The organism is Parabacteroides sp. KHUB-03 (assembly GCF_056640975.1).
The window spans coordinates 2484544-2507136 of record NZ_CM153257.1 but is presented as its reverse complement, the minus strand read 5'-3'; the positions used below and the strand labels follow the sequence as shown (position 1 = coordinate 2507136).

20 protein-coding genes are annotated in these 22593 nt (G+C 42.7%); 14 read left to right on the top strand and 6 right to left on the bottom strand.

Annotation, left to right across the window (positions count from 1 at the left end; genetic code table 11):
- Positions 1 to 26: 26 nt before the first annotated feature.
- Complete coding sequence (gene guaA, locus ACYIB7_RS10750; protein WP_455628830.1) at positions 27 to 1547, bottom strand: glutamine-hydrolyzing GMP synthase; 1521 nt, start codon at positions 1545 to 1547, stop codon at positions 27 to 29.
- A 131-nt stretch (positions 1548 to 1678) separates the two neighbouring features.
- Between guaA and ACYIB7_RS10745 the strand changes: the two genes are divergently transcribed.
- From ACYIB7_RS10745 to ACYIB7_RS10710, 8 genes are all read left to right on the top strand, one after another.
- Positions 1679 to 2974 (top strand): MATE family efflux transporter, encoded by a 1296-nt coding sequence (locus ACYIB7_RS10745; protein ID WP_480338474.1) that lies wholly within the window; start codon positions 1679 to 1681, stop codon positions 2972 to 2974.
- A gap of 1115 nt (positions 2975 to 4089) precedes the next feature.
- The gene (locus tag ACYIB7_RS10740) at positions 4090 to 4995 is read left to right on the top strand and encodes a hypothetical protein (RefSeq protein WP_099464957.1); all 906 of its coding nucleotides are present in this window, start codon (positions 4090 to 4092) and stop codon (positions 4993 to 4995) included.
- Positions 4996 to 4998: 3 nt separating this feature from the next.
- Positions 4999 to 5592, top strand: a complete 594-nt coding sequence (locus ACYIB7_RS10735) for a Crp/Fnr family transcriptional regulator (RefSeq protein ID WP_099464958.1) — start codon at positions 4999 to 5001, stop codon at positions 5590 to 5592.
- A 98-nt stretch (positions 5593 to 5690) separates the two neighbouring features.
- Positions 5691 to 7076, top strand: coding sequence for a TolC family protein (locus ACYIB7_RS10730; protein ID WP_103983818.1), 1386 nt, complete (start codon positions 5691 to 5693; stop codon positions 7074 to 7076).
- Positions 7077 to 7106: 30 nt separating this feature from the next.
- Positions 7107 to 8111 (top strand): HlyD family secretion protein, encoded by a 1005-nt coding sequence (locus ACYIB7_RS10725; protein ID WP_480337037.1) that lies wholly within the window; start codon positions 7107 to 7109, stop codon positions 8109 to 8111.
- Positions 8112 to 8118: 7 nt separating this feature from the next.
- Positions 8119 to 9297 (top strand): ABC transporter permease, encoded by a 1179-nt coding sequence (locus ACYIB7_RS10720; protein ID WP_480337036.1) that lies wholly within the window; start codon positions 8119 to 8121, stop codon positions 9295 to 9297.
- A 5-nt stretch (positions 9298 to 9302) separates the two neighbouring features.
- Positions 9303 to 10541, top strand: a complete 1239-nt coding sequence (locus ACYIB7_RS10715) for an ABC transporter permease (protein ID WP_103983820.1) — start codon at positions 9303 to 9305, stop codon at positions 10539 to 10541.
- Positions 10542 to 10605: 64 nt separating this feature from the next.
- A complete protein-coding gene (locus tag ACYIB7_RS10710) occupies positions 10606 to 11493 on the top strand; it encodes a sugar phosphate isomerase/epimerase family protein (protein ID WP_103983821.1) in 888 nt (295 codons plus the stop codon).
- 106 nt (positions 11494 to 11599) lie between these two features.
- On the opposite strand, the gene ACYIB7_RS10705 is transcribed toward ACYIB7_RS10710, so the two are convergent.
- The gene (locus ACYIB7_RS10705; protein ID WP_103983822.1) at positions 11600 to 12337 is read right to left on the bottom strand and encodes an inorganic diphosphatase; all 738 of its coding nucleotides are present in this window, start codon (positions 12335 to 12337) and stop codon (positions 11600 to 11602) included.
- Between the two features lie 206 nt (positions 12338 to 12543).
- On the opposite strand from ACYIB7_RS10705, the gene ACYIB7_RS10700 reads away from it, so the two are divergent.
- On the top strand, positions 12544 to 12735 hold the full coding sequence (locus ACYIB7_RS10700) for a hypothetical protein (protein ID WP_480337033.1): 192 nt from the start codon (positions 12544 to 12546) through the stop codon (positions 12733 to 12735).
- Between the two features lie 190 nt (positions 12736 to 12925).
- On the opposite strand, the gene ACYIB7_RS10695 is transcribed toward ACYIB7_RS10700, so the two are convergent.
- The 4 genes from ACYIB7_RS10695 to ACYIB7_RS10680 form a co-directional block, all read right to left on the bottom strand.
- A complete protein-coding gene (locus tag ACYIB7_RS10695) occupies positions 12926 to 14269 on the bottom strand; it encodes a glucose-6-phosphate isomerase (RefSeq protein ID WP_103983824.1) in 1344 nt (447 codons plus the stop codon).
- A 50-nt stretch (positions 14270 to 14319) separates the two neighbouring features.
- Positions 14320 to 15315 carry an NAD(P)H-dependent glycerol-3-phosphate dehydrogenase gene (locus tag ACYIB7_RS10690; RefSeq protein ID WP_103983825.1) on the bottom strand — a complete coding sequence of 332 codons (996 nt, stop codon included), beginning with the start codon at positions 15313 to 15315 and terminating at the stop codon, positions 14320 to 14322.
- A gap of 10 nt (positions 15316 to 15325) precedes the next feature.
- A complete protein-coding gene (gene lysS, locus ACYIB7_RS10685; protein ID WP_103983826.1) occupies positions 15326 to 17056 on the bottom strand; it encodes a lysine--tRNA ligase in 1731 nt (576 codons plus the stop codon).
- Between the two features lie 87 nt (positions 17057 to 17143).
- A complete protein-coding gene (locus ACYIB7_RS10680) occupies positions 17144 to 17572 on the bottom strand; it encodes a helix-turn-helix domain-containing protein (protein ID WP_480337031.1) in 429 nt (142 codons plus the stop codon).
- A 157-nt stretch (positions 17573 to 17729) separates the two neighbouring features.
- Between ACYIB7_RS10680 and ACYIB7_RS10675 the strand changes: the two genes are divergently transcribed.
- Genes ACYIB7_RS10675 through ACYIB7_RS10655 form a run of 5 tightly spaced genes read left to right on the top strand, consistent with a single transcriptional unit; the run spans position 17730 to position 22283 of the window.
- Positions 17730 to 17936, top strand: a complete 207-nt coding sequence (locus ACYIB7_RS10675; RefSeq protein ID WP_103983845.1) for a hypothetical protein — start codon at positions 17730 to 17732, stop codon at positions 17934 to 17936.
- Positions 17937 to 17969: 33 nt separating this feature from the next.
- The gene (locus ACYIB7_RS10670) at positions 17970 to 19286 is read left to right on the top strand and encodes a DUF3575 domain-containing protein (protein ID WP_480337030.1); all 1317 of its coding nucleotides are present in this window, start codon (positions 17970 to 17972) and stop codon (positions 19284 to 19286) included.
- Between the two features lie 32 nt (positions 19287 to 19318).
- Positions 19319 to 20299 carry a DUF5119 domain-containing protein gene (locus ACYIB7_RS10665; protein ID WP_480337028.1) on the top strand — a complete coding sequence of 327 codons (981 nt, stop codon included), beginning with the start codon at positions 19319 to 19321 and terminating at the stop codon, positions 20297 to 20299.
- The gene (locus ACYIB7_RS10660; RefSeq protein ID WP_480337026.1) at positions 20296 to 21225 is read left to right on the top strand and encodes a hypothetical protein; all 930 of its coding nucleotides are present in this window, start codon (positions 20296 to 20298) and stop codon (positions 21223 to 21225) included. The genes ACYIB7_RS10665 and ACYIB7_RS10660 overlap by 4 nt, the downstream gene beginning before the upstream one ends.
- Positions 21226 to 21269: 44 nt before the next feature.
- Positions 21270 to 22283 (top strand): fimbrillin family protein, encoded by a 1014-nt coding sequence (locus ACYIB7_RS10655; RefSeq protein ID WP_480337025.1) that lies wholly within the window; start codon positions 21270 to 21272, stop codon positions 22281 to 22283.
- The last annotated feature ends 310 nt before the right edge of the window (positions 22284 to 22593 follow it).

Genomic DNA, 22593 nt, shown 5'->3' with positions numbered 1-22593 from the left:
TTCGTTTAGCTGTCTGTATTCCCGCTTTATTCCCACTCGATTGTTGCGGGAGGCTTGGAACTGATGTCGTAAACTACGCGGTTTACGCCTTTCACCTTGTTGATGATCTCGTTCGATACTTTTGCCAGGAATTCGTAAGGCAATTGTGCCCAGTCGGCCGTCATTGCATCTGTAGAAGTTACAGCACGCAAAGCCACTGTGTTTTCGTAAGTACGTTCATCGCCCATAACACCAACAGACTGAATAGGAAGGAGGATAACACCCGCCTGCCATATCTTATCGTACAATCCCCATTCGCGCATCAGGTTCATGTAGATGGCGTCGGCATCCTGCAAGATACGTACTTTTTCAGGAGTGATGTCGCCCAGGATGCGGATACCCAACCCTGGCCCGGGGAACGGATGGCGTTTGATAAGATGTGCCTGCATACCCATTTCCATACCTACGCGGCGTACTTCGTCTTTGAACAGAAGACGCAACGGTTCAACCAATTTCAGGTGCATATCTTCCGGCAGTCCGCCTACGTTATGGTGGCTCTTGATAACCGTTCCGGTGATAGATAACGATTCGATCACGTCCGGATAAATTGTACCTTGGCCGAGCCATTTAATATCTTTCAGTTTGCGGGCTTCTTCATTAAATACGTCGATGAAGCCTTTGCCTATAATCTTACGTTTCGCTTCCGGATCGGATACACCGGCCAGTTCACTGTAAAACTTATCTTTTGCATTTACCCCGATCACGTTCAGACCCAGGTGCTCATAGTCTCTCATCACATTCTCGAACTCGTTCTTGCGGAGCAATCCGTGATCTACGAAAATGCAGGTCAGGTTCTTACCGATCGCCTTGTTCAGTAATACTGCGGTTACAGAGCTGTCTACGCCACCGGATAAAGCCAAGATTACCTTGTCATCTCCCAGTTGTTCCTTCAGTTCGGCAACAGTCGATTCGATAAAGGATGCCGGAGTCCAGTCTTTGGCACATCCGCATATATTCAGGAAGTTATCGAGCAGCTTTGTTCCGTCGGTCGAGTGGAATACTTCCGGGTGGAACTGTACGCCCCAGGTCTGTTCTCCTTCCACATGGTAGGCGGCTGCCTGTACATCGTCTGTGCTGGCAATTACCTTGAAGGTATCGGGAAGTTTGGTGATCGTATCGCCGTGCGACATCCATATCTGCGAACCGGTGATGATTCCTTCCAGTAACGGATCTTTACTGTTGATATATGAAAGGTTAGCGCGTCCGTATTCGCGCGAATTAGCCGACTCTACATTTCCTCCCGACGTATAAGCCAGATATTGAGCTCCGTAACAAATGCCTAATACCGGATATTTACCGCGAATCTCGCTCAGGTCCGTTTTAAAAGCATTGGTGTCATAAACAGAATAAGGACTGCCTGAAAGGATAACCCCTTTCACATCGGTAGCATCATACGGGAACTTGTTGTAAGGGACAATCTCGCAATACATATTCAACTCCCGGACTCTGCGTCCGATCAGTTGTGTTGTTTGCGAGCCGAAATCAAGAATAATAATTTTCTCGTGCATGCAAATGTCTATGTTTAATTGAAGTGGTGCAAAGGTAGTAATAAATTAGGGAAGCAGAAAAAGGTGTATGTAAATATTCTGTTAATTTACGTATGTTTGTTCTCTCTAAACAAAACGTTCCGATGAATAAAATGAATAAGAAGATACTCCAACTGGCTATACCGTCTATTATATCCAATATAACTGTTCCGCTGCTGGGCTTGATTGATGTAACTATTGTAGGGCATTTGGGTTCGGCTGCTTATATCGGTGCCATTGCCGTAGGAGGTCTGTTATTTAATATTATTTATTGGAGCTTTGGCTTCCTGCGGATGGGGACAAGCGGCCTGACTTCTCAAGCTTATGGAAAGCGTGATCTGGATGAGGTTGTTCGCATTTTGGTTCGTGCTGTTAGTGTAGGCTTGTTTATAGCCGCGTTACTTTTTGTCTTTCAATATCCGATAGAGAAGATTGCTTTTTATTTATTAGACACCAGCGAAGAGGTGAGGTCTTTAGCATCCGTTTATTTTCGTATATGTATATGGGGAGCCCCGGCGGTGTTGGGGTTATATGGGTTTGTAGGATGGTTTATTGGTATGCAAAACTCCCGTTTTCCGATGTTCATAGCCATAACGCAGAATATACTGAATATCATTTTTAGTTTAGTGCTGGTTTTTGGCTTTCACCTGAAGGTGGAAGGTGTGGCATTCGGAACGCTGTTAGCTCAGTATGGCGGACTTTTGATGGCCTTTGTGCTTTGGTTGCGCTACTATAAAAAGTTACGGGTAAGAGTTTGTGTTAAGCAAAGCCTGGAACTTAGGGCCATGCGCCGTTTCTTTTCCGTCAACGGAGATATTTTTCTCAGAACGTTGTGTTTAATTGCAGTTACTACTTTTTTTACTTCCACCGGAGCTAAGCAAGGTGATGTAGTGTTGGCGGTCAATACCTTGTTGATGCAACTCTTTACTTTGTTTTCTTATATCATGGATGGCTTTGCTTATGCTGGCGAAGCCTTGTCCGGACGTTATGCCGGCGCGGGTAATATGACCTCTTTACGGCGTGCTGTTCGTACCCTGTTTTATTGGGGTACAGGTTTAGCGTTTTTCTTTACATTATTATATGGTATGGGCGGAGAAGGCTTTCTGTCTTTATTGACGAATAATCAAGACGTGATAGAAGAAGCAAACACCTATTTTTATTGGGTTTTGGCAATCCCTTTTGCCGGTTTTGCTGCATTCTTGTGGGATGGTGTATGTATTGGCGTTACGGCTACGCGTTCGATGTTGTATTCTATGTTTGTGGCTATGGCCGGTTTTTTTCTGGTCTATTTTGTGTTTCAGACAAACATGGGCAATCATGCACTTTGGATGGCTTTTCTTATCTATTTATCCTTGCGGGGATTGCTACTTACCGGATGGTATTTTAGGTTTGTTCCCGGAAACCGGTAATATAAACTTTATCACTTTGTCACCTTCTGTCACCATCTTCGGGGCTTATCCCCAAATTGTAAAAGATCTGATGTCTGGTATAAATTGCTGATAAATATATTATTATTCTATTATTGCGAGGTTATGCTTGCTGCATTTTAGTGCTTCCCGCGAACATTTTTGCTTACTTTTTCTCCTGACAGAAAAGTAGACAAAAGATACAAGGCTGCACCGGCCGGGCTACTCCGGCAAAAGACTTCGCTGAACCAGCGGAACTCGCTTTGCTCAAACAGCCGCTGGTTTCGTTACTACGTCTTTTACCTGCGTTTAACGCCCGGCCGCTGATGCCGCTAACAAGAAAGCTAAGCTAAGCGCAGCTTTCTTTTGGGATGGCCGATACGGCTTGCTCTTTTATGGCTTTAGCCTGGTTTCAATTGCCGTCTGCTTCAGCTGACGGACTAAGGGAGGCTTTCTGTATCGGCTTTAGCCAAATTTCTTTCTGGAAAGCTCTTTTTAGCTATCTTCTCCAATTGGGCTAAAGCCCTTGAAAGAGGATGGCTCTACTATCCGTCGGTTTCAACCGACGGCAATTGAAACCAGGCTAAAGCCATTTAGGGAAAGTGTTCGCGGAAGTGTTAAAATGAAATTCGATCCGGTTTGTTTTTAAGCTTTTAAAATAGTGGTTTTGTAATGTAATATCCTATGTAGTAATATGTTGCATGCTTTTGTAGAATAATTGAAGACTATTTCTCAGATTTTGAAACACCCCTCGAAGAAGGTGACAGAAGATAACAAAGTGACCCTTTAAACGACCCTTTGTCGAGACTTTTATTCCGTACTTTTTAGGTAGGCAACTAAATTGAATAAGATAGGCAATCAGGCAGGAAAGGGTAGTCAACCGAAATATTTTCATCCTTATCGTTTTACAGACTCATAATTATGACTTTCCAAAATCATAACTATGAGTCCATTTTTTGTCCGGTTTGCCTCATTGGTGTGCTTTAATGCAAGTTGCTGTTTTTAACGCTGCAAAATACGTTTGTTAATATAATATTAAAATATGTAAAACCTTGCCGGATCATTTTATAGACATCTTATTAAATACTACTTTTGCACGTTCATTTATACATGTGTGTATGGATACTGAAAAGAGAGAAACGAAAGAGATAAATAAATTTTCGCTGCTTATTGTTGCAGTAATTGTGTTGGTTCTTATCTTAGCTGGTGCCGGATATTATATTTTTCACCAGAAGCAACAAATGGAAGGGTTGGTGCAGACATTCGATCTTGAGAAAGAGTCTCTTGAAGACGAGTATAATGAGTTGTCGATGACCTATGAAGGATATAAATTCAGTGTAAACAATGACTCGCTGGTTGCTTTGTTATCGACAGAGCAGGCAAAGGTACAACGTCTTTTGGAAGAGCTACGCACTGTTAAGGCTACTAATGCCAAGGAAATATCGCGTCTTAAGAAAGAATTGGAAACGTTACGTAAGATTATGCGAAACTATGTGGCACAGATCGATTCGCTGCATAAAGAAAATACCCAGCTGAAAGAAGAAAATAAAGAGGTTGTGAAGAAGTTTCAGCAAGCTACTTCTACTGCTGCTAACTTGAAGAAAGAAAAAGAAAAACTAACCGAACGTGTTACTCTGGCCAGCCGTCTGGATGCTACGGATATTAGCGTAACTCCTGTGAATTCGCGCGGGAAATTAGCAAAGAAAATAAGTAAGATGCAGCAGTTTGTTGTCAACTTTAAGATTGCGAAGAATATCACAGCTCCGGTGGGAGAGAAGGTTCTGTATGTACGTATTATGAAACCGGATGACGATATATTGGTAAAGAGCCGCGGAAATGTATTTGCTTTTGAGGGAAAAGACATCAACTATTCTATGAAAAAGCTGATTGAATATGAGGGTGAAGAAGTAGCAGTTACAATGTATTGGGATATTGAAGAATTTCTTTCTCCGGGTACTTACCGTGCCGATATTTTTGCAGACGGTAATTTGATAGGACGCCGAAGTTTTGAACTAAAAGACTGATTTATGGAAACCGATGCATCCTTTGCAAGGTTGTTAGCCGATATACCCGAAGCTCTGGCAGGGGATAAGGCTTTTGTGAAGGAGTTGGAAGACCGGGCTAAAGTGCTGAATGTAAAAAAAGGCGACTACCTTCTTCGTACCGGCGAATTATGTCAGGATGCATATTTTATCAACAAAGGCTTATTCATTAATCTATATATAAGTGAAAAAGGGGAAGAGGCGGTTACCGGATTTGCTGCCGACAGCGAATTTCCTTTTCTTTCCGCTATAGGTTATTTCACCCAGGCTCCTTCCGATTTTGAGATAAAAGCTATCGAAGATGGTGAATTGCTTTGTTTCTCACGTGTGCAGATAGAGGAAATGTCGTTGCGTTATCCCTTGTTTGCCTCTTATTACCAGAATGTGATGCTAACTATTATTGCCAAACTTTATTCTATGTTTGCAGTGCGGCAGTCTTGTACGGCCGAGGAATTTATAAAGTATCTCTACAATCATTATAAATGGATCATTAACCGTGTGCCCGATAAATATATAGCCCAATATATGGGGGTTAGCAATACGTGGTACTGTAAGCTGAAAAAACGTATCTTTTGTTGAATTAATTCAATTTTATATTTAATTCAAACCTGTACTTTTGTGCCGGATATTCATATATTTGTCCTTATTAGGGTGTTAGAATGAAAAACGGAATGAAGATGAAACGAATCATTGTATTATTGGTACTATTGATGACGCTTGGCCAAGCCTATTCCCAACAAGTGCTGACTTTGGAAGAATGTCGTAACTTAGCTATTCGTAACAATAAGGAACTGCGTATTTCCGGCGAGAAAATCAAGATGGCGGATAATGAAAAGAAAGCCGCTCTTACCAAGTATTTTCCACAGCTTTCGGCAATGGGAGCCTATATGTGGAATCAAAAAGATTTGAATCTGTTGGATATGGGGGCTTTGCAATCTGCCATCGGTTCTTCGTTGGGAGAACTGGCTCATTTGCCTATCGTGGATAAAGTGGTAGGAGGTGTAAACGATCTTCAGCATCTTGACATACAGAATGTATGGGTCGGAAGCGTATCGTTGGTACAACCCGTATTTATGGGAGGGAAGATTGTATCTTACAATCAGATAGCCCAATATGCCAGACAACTGGCACTTTCCATGAACGACTTGCAATTGCAGGAAACAATCTATAAAACCGACGAAACGTACTGGCAGGTTATTTCTTTGGTAAATAAGAAGAAACTGGCAGATGCTTATGTGCAGCTTCTTCGCAAGATGGATAGTGATGTCACTGCTATGATAACAGAGGGTGTGGCAACGGAGGCCGACGGTTTGTCTGTAAAAGTAAAACTTAATGAGGCGGAAATGGCACAGACAAAAGTGGAAAACGGCTTGGCTCTGTCGCGTATGCTTTTAGCCCAGATTTGTGGTTTGCCATTAGAGCAGGCTTTAATACTGGCAGATGAAAATATAGAAGATTTTCCTGTTACTGTTCCGGATGCTTCGGCCGATGTAAACGAGGCTTTTATGAATCGCTTTGAACTGAAAAGCCTTGATCTGGCAAAGAAGATATACCAGAAGAAGGAAAGGATAGTACTTTCCGAAATGCTGCCTAGCGTAGCTTTGTCCGCGAACTATTTTGTAACGAATCCGAACCTGCATAATGGCTTTAAAAACGAGTTTTCCGGGATGTTCAATGTAGGGGTGATGGTAAAGGTTCCATTGTCTGGTTGGTGGGAAGGTACTTACAAACGTAATTCGGCCCGGGCTGAAACCCATATTAAAGCATTAGAGTTGGAAAATGCCCGTGAGAAAGTAGAATTGCAGGTAAATCAGTCTGTTTACAAGGTAAATGAGGCAGGCAAAAAGTTGATAGCTTCTTCACGCAATATGGAAAAAGCTGATGAAAATCTTCGCCATGCCAACTATGGCTTCGAAGAAGGTGTTATCCCTGCTCTTAACTTGATGGAAGCTCAGACGGCTTGGGTGTCTGCCCGTTCCGAATTGATTGATGCACAAATTGATGTAAAGCTGACTAAGGTTTATCTGGATAAAGCATTGGGTAAACTTTCTTCAAACGAATAGAATAATAACAATATAAAACGATATACAGAGATGAACGAAGATAAGAAGTTTACGATCAGTAACATGATGCTGGCATTCATTGCCGTGTTGGTAGTAGTTGGTTTGGTTGCTTTGGCCGGATTCTTTTTACTTACGCCTCCCGATGATATTATTATGGGACAGGCAGAAGCCACGCAGGTGCGTATTTCCGGAAAAGTTCCGGGACGTATTGACTCTTATCGCTTTGGAGAAGGAGACAGGGTAAAGGCTGGCGATACATTGGTTTTCTTGCATACACCGGAGGTTGAAGCTAAGTTGCAACAGGCAGAAGCCGTTCGTCAGGCTGCTGAAGCCCAGAGTGCAAAAGCGCAACATGGAGCTCGTTCGCAGGAAGTGACGGGTGCATATGAGTTGTGGCAAAAAGCGCAGGCCGGTTTAGAGATTGCCAAAAAGTCGTACGACCGTATTCAGAACCTGTATGATAAAGGTGTGATGTCTGCGCAGAAACGGGATGAGGTGGAAGCAAACTATAAAGCGATGGTTGCTACCGAGAAGGCGGCCCGTTCGCAATATGAAATGGCAAAAGAAGGTGCCCGTAAGGAAGATAAAGCAGCGGCTGCGGCATTGGTTCAGCAGGCCGGCGGAGCTGTTGCCGAAGTGGAATCTTATCTGAATGAATCGGTTTTGGTATCTCCGATAGACGGTGAAGTCTCCGAACGTTTTCCTGAAGTAGGAGAGTTGGTAGGAACCGGAGCACCTATTATGAATATTACCGATTTGAATGATATGTGGGTTACGTTCAGTATCCGCGAAGATTTGTTGAAGGATATAAAAGTGGGTTCCGAATTGCAGGCTTTTATTCCTGCTTTCGATAATCAGCCTGTAACATTGAAAGTATATTACATGAAGGATATGGGTTCGTATGCCGCTTGGAAAGCAACGAAGACGAACGGTCAATATGACTTTAAAACATTTGAGGTTCGTGCCCGTCCTGCGCAGCCAGTGGCCGACCTTCGTCCCGGTATGTCTGTTATCCTGAAAAAGAAATCGAAGTAACCTGACTATGACTATAAAGCAGTGTTTACATAGTATTCGTAACGTAGCGGTGCGGGAAATGCATCGGCTGGTTGAAAAGCCGATTTATATCTTCTGCATGCTGGTTGCACCTGTGCTTTGCATTGTATTTTTTCTGTCACTGATGAAAGATGGTTTGCCTACTGATATGCCTGTCGCAGTAGTAGATATGGACGGATCGGCTACATCACGTAATCTTATCCGTCAGTTAGATGCTTTTGAACAGACGAAGGTGGTAATGCGCACGCAATCTTTTTCCGAAGCCCGCAGGGAAATGCAGAAAGGGAATATATATGGTATCTTTTATATACCTGAAGATTTTGCAGTAAAGGCTACAACAGGTAAACAACCAAAGTTGTCATTTTATACAAATGGCACTTATCTGATAGCTGCTTCTTTATTGTTTCGCGACATGAAGACAATGTCCGTGTTGGCCGGTGCGTCTGTAGGGCTGCAAATGGGAAAGGCTAAAGGATATACTGAAGCCCGGATTATGGGACAATTACAACCTATAGTGATAGATACGCACCCGATTGGTAATCCGTGGCTTAACTATTCTGTATATCTTAATAATACGTTATTGCCGGGCATATTGCAGTTGATGATATTCCTTGTTACCGTATTTAGTATCGGGACAGAGATTAAATATGCTACATCCCGAAAATGGCTGGAAATGGGGAATGGTTCGCTTACTGTAAGTTTGATAGGGAAACTGCTGCCGCATACACTGATATTTACATTGACTGGTTTTATGTGTTGTGCTGTTTTATATGGTTTCAATGCTTTCCCTTTGCATAGTGGTTGGACGCCTATGCTGGCAGCTCTGTTTTTGTTGGTTCTGGCATCACAGGCGATGGGGATCTTTATGATTGGTGTATTACCTACATTACGACTGGGACTTAGTTTTGCTAGTTTGTTCGGTATGATCGCTTTCTCTATTGTAGGTTTTTCGTTTCCTGTATTGGGAATGGACCCAACATTGCAGGCATTGAGCAATCTGTTTCCTTTGCGTCATTACTTTCTGATTTATGTAGATCAGGCTTTAAATGGCCGGGATTTGTATTATACGATCGATCAATATTTGTGGTTGCTTGGTTTTCTTATACTTCCGTTTCTGATAGGAAAGAATTTAAAAGGAGCCTTGCTTTACTTTAAATATATTCCGTAAGAGATATGAAAAAAGAGCATCGTTTACGATATATTATCAAGGAAGGCATTCTGGATACATGTTATATCTGGAAGGATGAACTGAAGAATGTATTCAAAGACCCCGGTGTGATGATTTTCTTCTTCCTGGTGCCTTTCATTTATCCTTTGTTGTATTCTTTTATTTATAATAATGAAGTGGTTCATGAGGCAAAACTGGTTGTGGTAGATCAGTCCGATTCTCATCTGAGCCGCGAATTTATCCGTCGTGTCAATGCCACTCCGGATGTGCAGGTTGTTAGTATCTGTCCCGATATGGAAGCTGCCAGGAAAATGATGGATGAGAAGAAAGCATATGGTATCCTTTACTTTCCTTCCGATTTCAGTAAAGAAGTACATAAGGGAAATCAGACGGAAGTTGCTCTTTATTGTGATATGAGTAGTTTGCTTTTTTATAAAGCTTTTCTGCTGGCTTCGATGGAAGTGTCATTGGATATGGGAGCGGAGTTGAGAGCGCATAATAATCCGGCTTCTACGGATAAGCTGCAGGAGATTACTGTTAATCCCATTCCTTATGAATCTATAGCGTTGTATAATACACAGAATGGCTTTGCCAGTTTCCTCGTACCGGCTATTTTGATTTTGGTTATCCAGCAGACATTAATATTAGGCATTGGTATGTTAGGCGGAACAGCACGTGAGAGAAATCGTTTTCATTGTCTGGTTCCTGTGAGCCGCCACTTCAATGGTACGCTACGTATCGTGTTGGGTAAATCGCTTACCTATATTTTGTTGTATGTAATTGTCTGTATCTGGGTTTTGGCTGTTGTTCCGAAACTCTTCGGGTTGCCACAGGTTGGTGAGGCATGGACGGTACTGTTGTTCTTATTGCCCTATTTGTTTGCTTGTATTTTCTTTTCAATGATGTTGTCCGGTTTTATGACGTCCCGCGAATCGCCCATGATGGTTTTTGTTTTTACTTCTGTTATATTGTTGTTTATCTCCGGTGTTTCCTGGCCAAAGGAAGCTATCCCGCCTTTTTGGAAAGCTTTGGGATATTTATTCCCGTCTACTCCCGGTATACAGGGTTTTATACGGATAAATACAATGGGAGCGACCCTTAGTGAGGTGGCGGCCGAGTATAAAACGTTATGGATTCAGGCTGGTTTTTATTTTATTACGGCTTGTATTATCTATCGTTACCAGATCATTCGTAGCCGTAAACTTATCATTCGCCAGTATAAATATATGAAAATGAAGCGCTAACTTGTATAGAATCAGCATTTTTTCTACATTTGCTAAAATTCTCAAGCAAACTTAATTATTTACTATGCAAAACAGACGTGATTTTTTGAGACAGGCATCCATAATGCTTGCCGGAGGTTTGGTTGTACCTCAGTTCTTATCTTCCTGCGTTAATAAAAGCGTTGCAAACGAATCTGCTAAAAATGTAGGTCTTCAGTTGTATTCTTTACGTGAAATGGTAAAGGAGTCGGGTATACGGTCTGTACTCGAAACCGCTTCTAAAATCGGGTATAAGAATCTGGAAACAGCCGGTTATGATAACGGTAAAATTTATGGACTGGCTCCTGCAGAGTTCAAAAAAATGGTGGAAGACCTGGGTATGAAGTGTACGAGTGCACATTTAGGACAGGAATATACCAAAGAAAAAGAAACCGAAGTGATGGCTTGGTGGGACCGTGCTATCGAAGCCCACAATGAATTGGGCGTAAAGTATATGATTCAGCCTTGGATGCCTGTCAATGACCAGACTACGCTAGATGACCTAAAGATGTATTGCGACTATTTTAACACTGTCGGATTTAAGACGGCAGCTGCCAGCATCGGATTTGGTTACCATAATCACAGTTTTGAATTCCGTAAAATCAATGACCAGTTGATTTATGACTTTTTGTTGGATAATGTTAGTCCGAATCATGTATTTTTTGAATTGGATGTATATTGGTGCAAAGAAGCCGGTAGTGATCCTGTGGCTTATCTGAAAGCACGTCCAAGCCAGTTTAAAGCACTTCATATTAAAGATGATAAAGAGATCGGTGCCAGCGGAAAGATGGACTTCAAGCCAATCTTTGACCAAATGTATGCAAATAATATCAAAGACTGGTATGTGGAAATAGAACAATATACAAACAATGATCCTGTAGGCAGCTGTCAGCAAAGTTATGACTTCCTGAATGCAGCGGATTATGTGAAATAATTAATTTACAGTAAAACAATAAAGAACTGGTCTCAAAAGCCATTACCGAACGTAAATCTGCGCATTCTGCTTCATCTGCGTTCGGTAATAACTTTTGAGACCTTTTTTATTTTGTGGCGGAACATATATCCATTATGTTTTTCCAGTCATCTGCCAGGCTTTTCATGTCGGGGTATAATAGGTTTGCTCCTTCGTCCAGCAAAACGGAATCAGGCAGAGGCCCCGTGTTTACGGCAATCGTAAAGATACCGGCAGCTACGGCTGCTTTTATTCCCATAGGTGCATTCTCTATAACAAATGCTTCGTTAGCTTTTACGCCGGCTTTTTGTAATCCCATCAGATATGGTTCCGGATGAGGTTTCCCATACTTGACATCAAATGCAGTTACCATCTTTTCGCGAGTGAAGCACCCCGGATAAGTATGGTTTAACTTATTAAGCAGACTGTGTTGTCCGGAGCCGGTAACTACTAAGGTTTGTAATCCGGATGTACGGGCTTGTTTTAATACATCGGCCGCACCAGGCATTGGCTCCCCATCGTTATACTTGTTAAACAAAGAAGATTTTTGTCTATATATCGTCTGTTTTTCTTCTTCGGTTGCATCCCGCTGGAAAGTGCGCTGGTAAAGTGCGTTTATAGTACTATTGCCTGTTTGCCCTTCAAACATATAAAAATCATCAGGACTGGAAAGAAGATGGTGTTTGGTTGCTACTTCGTGCCATGCACGGGCATGGAAACGCATGGAATCGTATAAAACTCCGTCCATGTCAAATAGAACAGCTTTTGGTAAGATAACTTCCTGTTTGTTTTTTTGCAGATATTGTGTAATTGCCTCTTGGATCATTTTTTTGATTATATGTTTACAGTGAGGCAAAAGTACAATATTTAGAACGTTTTAGCACAGAAATATTGTTTAATAACTGTTGTTGATTATGTAGAAACCACTATCTTTGATTCATATCATTTCATACGATTGCTCCTTCCTTTAAATATAATTGGTTCAATCGTGATTTTGTAACTTTATATTCAAGAGTAAATGTGGGAATTTCTTTGGCTACTACGAAAGTCTCTTTTTATGATGAACAAGAGCACCAAGCTACGGAAAAAACAAAAGTAACACCTTTCTTTATGTACCGGGCTTCACCTATTGGTTTGGAACTGGGGCGCCAGTTTGCAGGTTTTGTTGAAGCGGGCTTCGGGCATATGGGAGCGGTCGTTGCCGGTTTAAGATACAGAATGTAAATACGGCTGATAAATAATAAATAAAAAGAAGGTGTGTCAAAAGTCGGAATTAAGGAACGCAGACTGATTTTTATTATCAATATGGTCTGCGTTCTTCCGTGTGTTCTGCGTCATCTGCGTCCGGTAATAGCGTTTGATACACCTTCTTTTTATGTTTTAGCGACAAGAATTGTCAGCTATCATCTTTGGCTTATAGTTTTGCTTTTATAGCTTCACTTTCTTTTTCATAACCCGGTTTGTTCAGTAGGGCAAACATGTTCTTTTTGTAGGCTTCAACTCCCGGTTGGTCAAAAGGATTGACACCCAGCATGTAACCGCTGATACCGCAAGCTTTTTCGAAGAAATAGAACAGCTGTCCTATGTAATAGGCGCTTACTTCCGGCAATGTGATTTTCAGGTTTGGAACTCCACCATCCACGTGAGCTAGCTGGGTACCCAGTTCTGCCATCTTGTTTACTTCGTCTACGCGTTTGCCTGCAAGAAAGTTTAAACCGTCCAAATTCTCTTTGTCAGTCGGTATAATTACTTTGTGATCCGGATTTTCGATGGAAATAACAGTTTCAAAGATTATGCGTTCGCCCTCTTGAATCCATTGTCCCATGGAGTGAAGGTCGGTAGTAAAGTCTACGGAAGCAGGGAAAATACCTTTTCCGTTTTTACCTTCACTTTCGCCGTAAAGCTGTTTCCACCATTCACCGATGTAATGGAGTTTCGGATGGAAGTTTGCCAGGATTTCAACCTTTTTTCCACTCTTATATAATTCGTTCCGTGTAGCTGCATAGATAGCTGCAAGGTTTTGTGCAAAAGGTATACTTATATCGGTATTCTTTTCCATGTCTACAGCTCCCTTCACCAGTTCGCGGATGTTGATGCCGGCAACTGCTATAGGCAATAAACCTACAGGAGTAAGAACGGAGAAACGTCCGCCTACATTATCGGGGATGATGAATGTTTTGTAACCTTCCTGGTCTGCCAAAGTGCGAAGCGCACCTTTTTTTGCATCTGTTATTGCAACAATACGATGTTTGGCTTCTTCTTTGCCAACGGCATCTTCCAGCATTTTCTTTAACATACGGAAAGCCAGAGCCGGCTCAGTCGTTGTTCCAGACTTGGAAATATTGATGATACCGAATTGTTTGTCTTTCAAAATCTCACAAAGCTCATACAGATAATCTTCTCCGATATTGTGTCCGGCATAAAGTATAACCGGATTTTTACGGTCTGCCTGTAACCAGTCGAAGCTATTATTCAGAGCTTCTACAACAGCTTTTGTTCCTAAATAACTACCACCGATACCTACGGCAACAACTACTTCGCATTTTGAACGGAGAATGTTTGCTGTGTTTTCAATATCAGCCAACTCTGCTTCTGTGATAGAAGAGGGGAGATGTAACCAACCAAGGAAGTCGTTACCGGCTCCGTTACCATTGTGCAATGTAGCAATGCATTCGTTTGCCTTTGCTTCCTGAGCGTATATCTGCTCTTTTGATACAAAGCCTAGTGCTTTGTCAATGTTTAAACTGATGTTTTTCATAACTTATATCGGTCTTAAAGGGCAAACTTGTAATCTGCCTTTATTTGTTATTATTTGAATGTTTCAGTTAATTGCCTGATTACTGTTGTCGGCGATTTCTTTTTATACAAGATATCGTGTAAGGCATCCAGAATCGGCATGTTTACCTTGTATTTTTCATTAATTTCATAAATACATTTCGTTCCGTAATAACCTTCAGCAATCATCTCCATCTCCAGTTGGGCAGTTTTAACGGAATATCCTTTTCCGATCATTGTTCCGAATGTCCTGTTACGACTAAAACGGGAATATGCCGTAACCAGTAAATCTCCGAGATATACGGAGTCTGTTATATCGCGTTCCAGTCCGTGTACGGCATTCAGGAAGTTTCTCATCTCCTCGATAGCGTTGCAAATGAAAACGGCTATAAAATTATCGCCGTACTTCATGCCGTGGCAGACGCCTGCGACGATAGCATATACGTTTTTCAGAACTGAAGCGTATTCGATACCTGTAACATCTTTACAACACGAGTTGTTCAGATACGTATTTTTGAATACGGGCGCAACAGCTTTTGCATGCTCTATATTTGAACATGCAAGGGTGATATATGATAACCGCTCAAGTGCAATTTCTTCTGCATGGCACGGACCGCCGATAACAGCAATATTCTCAATCGGGACATTATAATATTCTGCAAAGTAATCGGCAACCAGCAGGTTTTCATCCGGAACGATTCCTTTGATGGCAGAAATGATGAATTTGTCTGTCATTGGAGTGGTTACTTTCATCAAATGCTGCTTGAGGAAAGGTGAAGGAGTTGCAAAGATCAGCGTGTCCGATTCTTTGATTACTTCGTTTATGTCTGTATAGAATTTGATTTTATCTGTGTCGAATTTTACGGCAGAAAGATAACTGGGGTTATGTCCTTGTTGCAGAAACTCTTCTACTTGGTCTGGTCTGCGCATATACCAGTTAATACTATCTTGGGTAGAAAGTACAATTTTGGCTAAGGCGGTAGCCCAGCTTCCGCCCCCCATTATTGCAATTTTTCCAGGCAATTTCATAGTATTATTTTTATTTGGCTGCGTTGGCAATCCATAATTCGACCTCTTCGGCCGACGGATTTTGCAATTCCAGTTTATACTTTTTGTTCATTTCGCAAAGTTCTTGCCTTAGTTTGTTCGGGTTTACATCTTTTAGTGTGTCAACCGTTGTATAACCGGCCTTTTGTAAAGCCGGAACCCATGCTTCGTTAATGCCGAGGGCAGCATATTTTTCCACCGGATCTTTTTTAACTGTCTTTTCCGGGCGCATTTGCGGGAAGAACAATACTTCCTGAATAGTCGTTTGTCCGGTCAGGTACATTACCAGACGATCCATACCTATACCCATTCCACTTGTAGGAGGCATACCGTATTCCAGTGCGCGGAGGAAGTCCTGGTCGATGAACATGGCTTCATCATCTCCTTTTTCGCTCAGGCGAAGTTGCTCCATAAAGCGTTCGCGCTGATCTATCGGGTCATTTAGTTCTGAATAGGCATTGGCGATTTCTTTACCGCAAACCATCAGTTCAAAACGTTCTGTCAGTTCCGGATTGCTACGGTGCTTCTTTGTCAATGGAGACATTTCAATAGGGTAATCCGTAATGAAAGTAGGTTGTATGTAGTTACCTTCGCATTTGGCTCCGAATATTTCATCGATCAGTTTGCCTTTACCCATTGTTTCATCCTGTTCAACATCCAGCTGGCGGCATACATCACGAAGCTGCTCTTCGTTCATCCCTGAAATATCTATACCGGTGTTTTCTTTGATGGAATCAATCATTGAAATCCGTTTGTATGGAGCCTTGAAGTCTATTTCTTTATCACCGTATTTTACTTTGGTTGTGCCCAGTACGTCCATACAGATACGTTCGAGCATTTGTTCGGTGAAGTTCATCATCCAGTTGTAATCTTTGTAGGAAACGTAAATTTCCATAGCAGTGAATTCCGGATTATGTGTACGGTCCATACCTTCGTTCCGGAAGTTCCGGCTGAATTCGTATACACCTTCAAAGCCACCAACTATCAGTCGCTTCAGATAGAGTTCGTTGGCAATACGCAGATATAAAGGAATATCCAATGCGTTATGATGAGTAATAAACGGACGTGCACTGGCTCCGCCCGGAATACTTTGAAGCACAGGAGTGTCTACTTCCAGATAACCTCTTTCATTAAAGAAGTTACGCATGGAATTGAATATCTTGGTGCGTTTTACAAAAATGTCTTTTACACCGTCGTTAACCACCAGGTCGACATAACGTTGGCGGTAACGCATTTCAGCGTCATTGAATCCGTCGTATGCCACACCGTCTTTGTATTTAACGATTGGCAGGGGTCTGAGAGATTTGGATAATACGGTTAATTCCTGGGCATGAATGGATATTTCACCCATTTGCGTACGGAAAACGAAACCTTTAACGCCGACAAAGTCCCCTATATCCAGTAATTTCTTAAATATCGTATTGTAAAGTTCCTTGTCTTCTCCGGGGCAAATGTCGTCACGGGAGATATAAACCTGTATTCTGCCTTCAGAATCCTGTAACTCCATAAAAGAGGCCTTGCCCATGATGCGACGGCTCATAATACGTCCCGCTATAGTCACCGCACGGGGTTCTGCATCATCTTTAAAGGATTCTTTTATTTCTTTTGAAAAAGCGTTTGTTACATACTCGGCTGCGGGATAAGGTTCTATCCCCATTTGGCGCAACTGCTCCATGCTGTTACGTCTGATGATTTCCTGTTCACTCAGTTCTAATAGATTCATTACGCTATTATTTTGTATAATACGGCGCAAAAATACAAAACTTTTTGGATATACGGCTTACCGGCAATGCGTATAGTTCATAATTCATTATTCTTTCTCTTCTTTCTGTTTTTTATTTTCCAGAAATTCTATATAGGCTTTAAGCCGTCCTATATATTCTTTCAGATTACCTACTTCTTCATCTTTTTCTTTATATATTTTATACAAAATGGATTCGTCTTTTTGTGTATTTAGCAATACCTTTTTTGCCTCTGACGGCGAATTTAACTGTTCAGCTGCATTATTTTGGGTTATTTCGCCAATACCGGCCAATAGCCAATTGCCGTCTATTTTAAATATTAATACAATATTTTGTAATGCAGTTGCCCCTACGTTACTTCGTCCTTTGAAAATCTCTGTAATCATAGATGTACTAATGCCTATTTTAGTAGCAAAATCTTTATATCCAGTTACTTCTCCCATGGATAACAGATAGTCATACGCTTCTTTGAATCGTATAGTAAGTTCGCTCGCCATAGTTTTATTTTTTACAGAAAATTGAAAATATTTCTTGATAGCCGTTGATTATTACAGAATGTTGTATATATTTGCATTAACAACTTAATTTGTTACCTCTACAGGTAACGCCCCAAATATAGTAAAATTTGGATTAGGATAAAACATGTATAACGCTATGGCTACAGTTAAAGTTAAAGAAATAGAACTTCCCGTATTGCCGCCCAAGAATTGGAAAAGAAGGGTTGCAGAAGTTGCGGGAGTTAGTGAAAAGACCGTGTATAATGCGATACGAAGAGGAATTAAGGGGCCTCAGTCAAATAAAGTAATGGAGGTTTACAAAAATCTGTATGGAAGGATAGTTGCCACTGAAAAAAATGGGTGATTTGATATTCTAAATTATGAAAAAGTAAGAGGAATGACGAAATCTGTATTGTTGGTATTCTTTTTTACTGTTTGTTTTCTGTTTTCGGGAAACGGATGGGCATTCGCTAAAATGTCGGAAGAAGTACAAAATGTGTATCGTTTTGTTTTTCGCCCCGGGGGAGAATTGTATGAAGAAGGGTACCGGAATAATACGTACGAGTGGCAGCGGATTGTACAGGAAACAGCTGCCTTTTCGACTGCCTCGGCAAATTCGGATTACTACTTTCTGGTAGAATCGTTTATTGAAAGCGACGGGGATACGGATGATTATTTATTGAACCGTGCTGCTTTCAGGGCTGGTATTATTCGTTCGTTGCTAAGACAGCGTCTTGATATTCCGTATGAAAAAGTTGTCTTTTATATTAACAGGAGCGGGCAGGCATCCGATGTTGTGCAGGTGAGGTTGATAAATAAACCTGTACCGGCCGGGGCTAACCGCGATATTTTTTTCTCTTTCAGCAGTTCACGTCCGGATATTTCGGGGGCTTTATCCCGTTATGGGCAACTCCCTTTTTACGATCTGTATTATTATAATATGGAAGTAACAGATGCTTTTGAACCTGAAGAGGAAACAAAGGAACCGGCCGGAAAATTTTTAGCCGAAGTACCGGTGCAATCCGGACAAACTTCCGGAGAATTTACCGGATCTGTAGAACCTGAAGTGCAGCCTCTGTCCGAAGTTGAGCGCTTACCCGAACCGGCCTCTGCAGGGGTGTGTTCCGGAGCCGGCCTATTTAATATAGGTATAAAAACGAATCTGCTGCCGTGGATGGGACTGGTTCCTGTATGGGCTGTCGATGGCAAAAATGCTTCGGGCTACGGCACAGGTGCTCTTATGTATAATGGAGCTGTAGAATATTGTTTTGCGCAACGTTATTCGGCCGAATTTTCATTCTTATATGCTTATTCTTCGTACGACGGCCGAAAAGATAACCTGTGGGGTGTTTCCGAATTTGCTTTGGAACCCCGTTTATGGTTCTCGGATAATAACAGGTTCGGCGGCTTCAATGTCGGTTTCCGTGCGAGCTATGGCGATTTTGATATTCGGGATAACAAGCCCCAGAACTATGGGAAAACCGGACGGTTCTATTCGGCAGGTTTTACACTGGGGTATACATTGCCGCTATATAGCACCTGGCTTTTGGTAGAAGGCCGGCTGTCGGTGGGATACCGGAATGTTTATGATGGTAAGGTTTACCGGTATTCTCCGGCAGAGAATAAAAATTATTATGAAGACGCTTTTGCCCAAAGCAATTGGATAGTGGGAGCATCGGTAAATATTCTTTTTCGTTGCGGTTTTCGTAAATAATAAAGAAAGAAGGAGAGAAGGAGGATAACTAGATGAACAGGGAGATTTCACAAATGGAAATAAGCTATGGCAGATGGCTGCAAACCCTCTGCCTGAGCCTTCTCGTTTTTGTTTCGTCATGTACGTATGGCGATACAGACCGGTATTCGGCAAAGGGGAAAGGCAAAGTTTTTATTTCCTTGGATTGGAAAGGGCAGGCACTTTCTTCGAAAACACGCTTTTATTTTTATCCTTCCGGTAGCGATACTCCGGTTGTGTGCGAAGGCGATGGCAGCGGTTACGAAGGGATTTTACCTGCGGGAACCTATGAAATGGTGGTGGTAAACAGTGATTTCGAGAATATTGCTTTGCAAACGGATAAAGGATATGAGCAGGCGTATGCTTATGGCATTCCTGCTGCCGGAGAGCCTGTAGCGTCTGAAACCCGTGCCGGGGAACTTGATCTTATCCTGCCTCCCGATAACTTTTATGGTACGGGACTAGCCGATGTGCAGGTAGACGGTTCTCTGGATAAAATCTACACGGTTTATCCCCGGAAGTTGGTCTGTTCGGTTCTGCTGGACGTAAAGATCAAGGGAAGCGAAGAAGTTTCTGCGATAGAAGGGACGCTAACCGGCGTGTCTCCTTCCGTACATATTCCTTCGGGGAAGGCATCATATAATGATTTGGTGGCAGTGCCTGTTCCGTTAAGCAAGCAGGATGGAGGGCATTTCCGTTCCGAACAAACCGTATTTGGCCTGACACCTGATATTGACGGAGAGATGTCTGCCGGACAAAATAAGCTGGTACTGGATATCACCCTGGTTGATGGAAACGGATTAAAGAATGAATTGGATATAACCGAACTTATTAATGAAGCCGTATCGGGAGACGCTTCCGGTACGGTAGAAGCCACCATCGAGTTGGAATTAGTGATAGATACTTCCCGCCCCGAAGGCTTGCACCTCCAGTTGGTGGGATGGCATACCGGTACCGGATCGGCCGGAAATAATCGGAAGGAGGGTTTGGAATGAACGGAAAAATATTTATAGGAATAGTAGCGCTTTATATGGGATGTATAGCCTGTTCGGACGATCCCGGCAGCAAATATACAGACCGGTATAAACGTACGGTTTCGCTGCAGGTGGGAGTATATCCGCAAACGCGCGCCTGCCTCAGCAGCCTGGACGGCCAGCGGGTGGCCTTTGCCAAAGGAGATGCCCCTTCCGCCTATACCGAGACCTGGGAGGCTATAGCCCAAACGCCCGAAACCAGTCTGGATGGGGAATATATCTATCCCGAAGACCGTAGCTATTTGTATCTCCGGGGCTATTATCCGGTGGCTCCCTTATCGGAAGGGCAGGCAGTGTATCGTTTGGACGGCCAGACCGATCTGCTGGCAACAGTGGAGCGGAAAGGTAGTTTTATCGACAATTTTACTTTAGCGGATAAAACATTTTATTTCTACCATTTGCTTACGCAATGCGCATTCAACATACGCTTGACAAATACGGCAAACGGGGAAATCCGGTTAAAGAGTTTGTACATCAACGGAAGTAGGGAAGAGGCTTCGTTGCGATTGGCGGAAGCTGCTACGGATAAGTTGCCCGAAGTGTCGTTTAACGGCGATCAGGCCGGATTACCTGTCTATGTGGAGCCTGCCAGGAATGAAGGTATAGTTTTATCGGAAGAAGTCCGGCGGTTGCCTTTGCCGGTTCTGGTAGAACCGGGTGCGGAACTCACTTTGGATGTGGAACTCACTTTTTCCGGCAACGAAACGAAAGCTTACAAAGGACTGCCGGTCTGTTTTGATGAAGCGGATAAGAAGAGCCGTCCGGGTACGGCTTACCTTATCACGGTACAACTACATCCCTCGGATACTTCGGGTACCGGAGATATTTCTTTGGGAGTTTCGGTTACTCCGTGGCAGTCCGGGACAGGAAATGGAACCGTGCAATAAGAATATATGTGAATTTTAGTATAAAACTTCAAACAAGAACAAACATGAAGAAAACATGGTATGTCGCTGCTTTAGCAGTTATTGTTTTGGCCGGCTGTAGCAATGAAAATGAAACTACAGGGCTGGATAATGGTAAGACACCCATTTTATTGGGCACGGGGGTATCAACCAAAGCCCCTGTTAATACGGTTACCGGACTGAACGACGCCGGTATAGGTATTTTCGGTATTACAACCACCAACACAACAGCCGCCACCCCGATTGCGGATTGGACGGCAGCCGTTATCCTTGATAATGTAAAACCGGCAAGTGTGAAAGAAGACAATGGCATTGTGCTTCCTATTCCTTATTATTATCCGGAGCAGAAAACGGACTATGTTAAGTTTATGGCATTTCACCCGTATGCTGCAACGGGAACAAGCGGAGATAATTATCTTGAAGTATCGGCCGCTGCAGCTCCTGTGTTTCATTTTACGCTTACCGGACAAGAAGACCTGATGTGTGCTGTTCCGGCTATCGGTAATAATGAAACTACCACACCTCCCAATTTGGACTTCGCCCACAAACTGACACAAATTACATTTAAGGTAATCAAACATGCAGACATGGCAAGCGTAAGCGGAACCGAGAACCTGCAGATAACCGGTATCCAGTTTGCTTCCGCTAATACAACCGGAAGTATGAACATCGAAGACGGCCTTGTTTCAGGCTGGGCTACGCCTGCTGCGTTGGTAGCGTTTAACGAAGCTGTCCATGGTGGAAAAGTAACGATTCCCGCTTCTACCGCAGAAGCTGCCAAGGTAGGTGTGCCGGTTATGTTGCAACCCGGACAAGCTAAATTTTTGTTGAACGTATCTACTTCTGCCAAAACATTCACCAATGTGGAAGTTGTACCCGGCGATGGAGATACCGGGTTCAAGGTCGGCAAATCGTATGACGTTACGCTTACTTTCAATCTGGCTTCGGCCGATCCTGCAAAGCAAATCCAGTTAACAGCCTCTGTTCAGCCTTGGATAACCGGCGGTACAGGATCAGGATCGGTAACAGATAAACCGTAGTCGGTACAGGATTGTAGAGTGGCTTTTTGATACAGATTTGTAGGGTAGCTTTCTGGTACAGGCTTGTAGAGATGGTAGCTTGCAGGTAATGGCTTTAGCCTGGTTTCAATTGCCGTCGGTTTTAACCGACGGAAGCAGAGTTTCCTTCTTTCAAGGGCTTTAGCCCAATCAGAAAGGAATTTGGCTAAAGCCAACAGAGAGTGTACATCCCCTAATCCGTCAGCTAAAGCAGACGGCAATTGAGCTTAGGCTAAAGCCATCAAGACAATATGTTTAGGATGAGATTGCGGGTCAGGCCCGCAAGGACAGA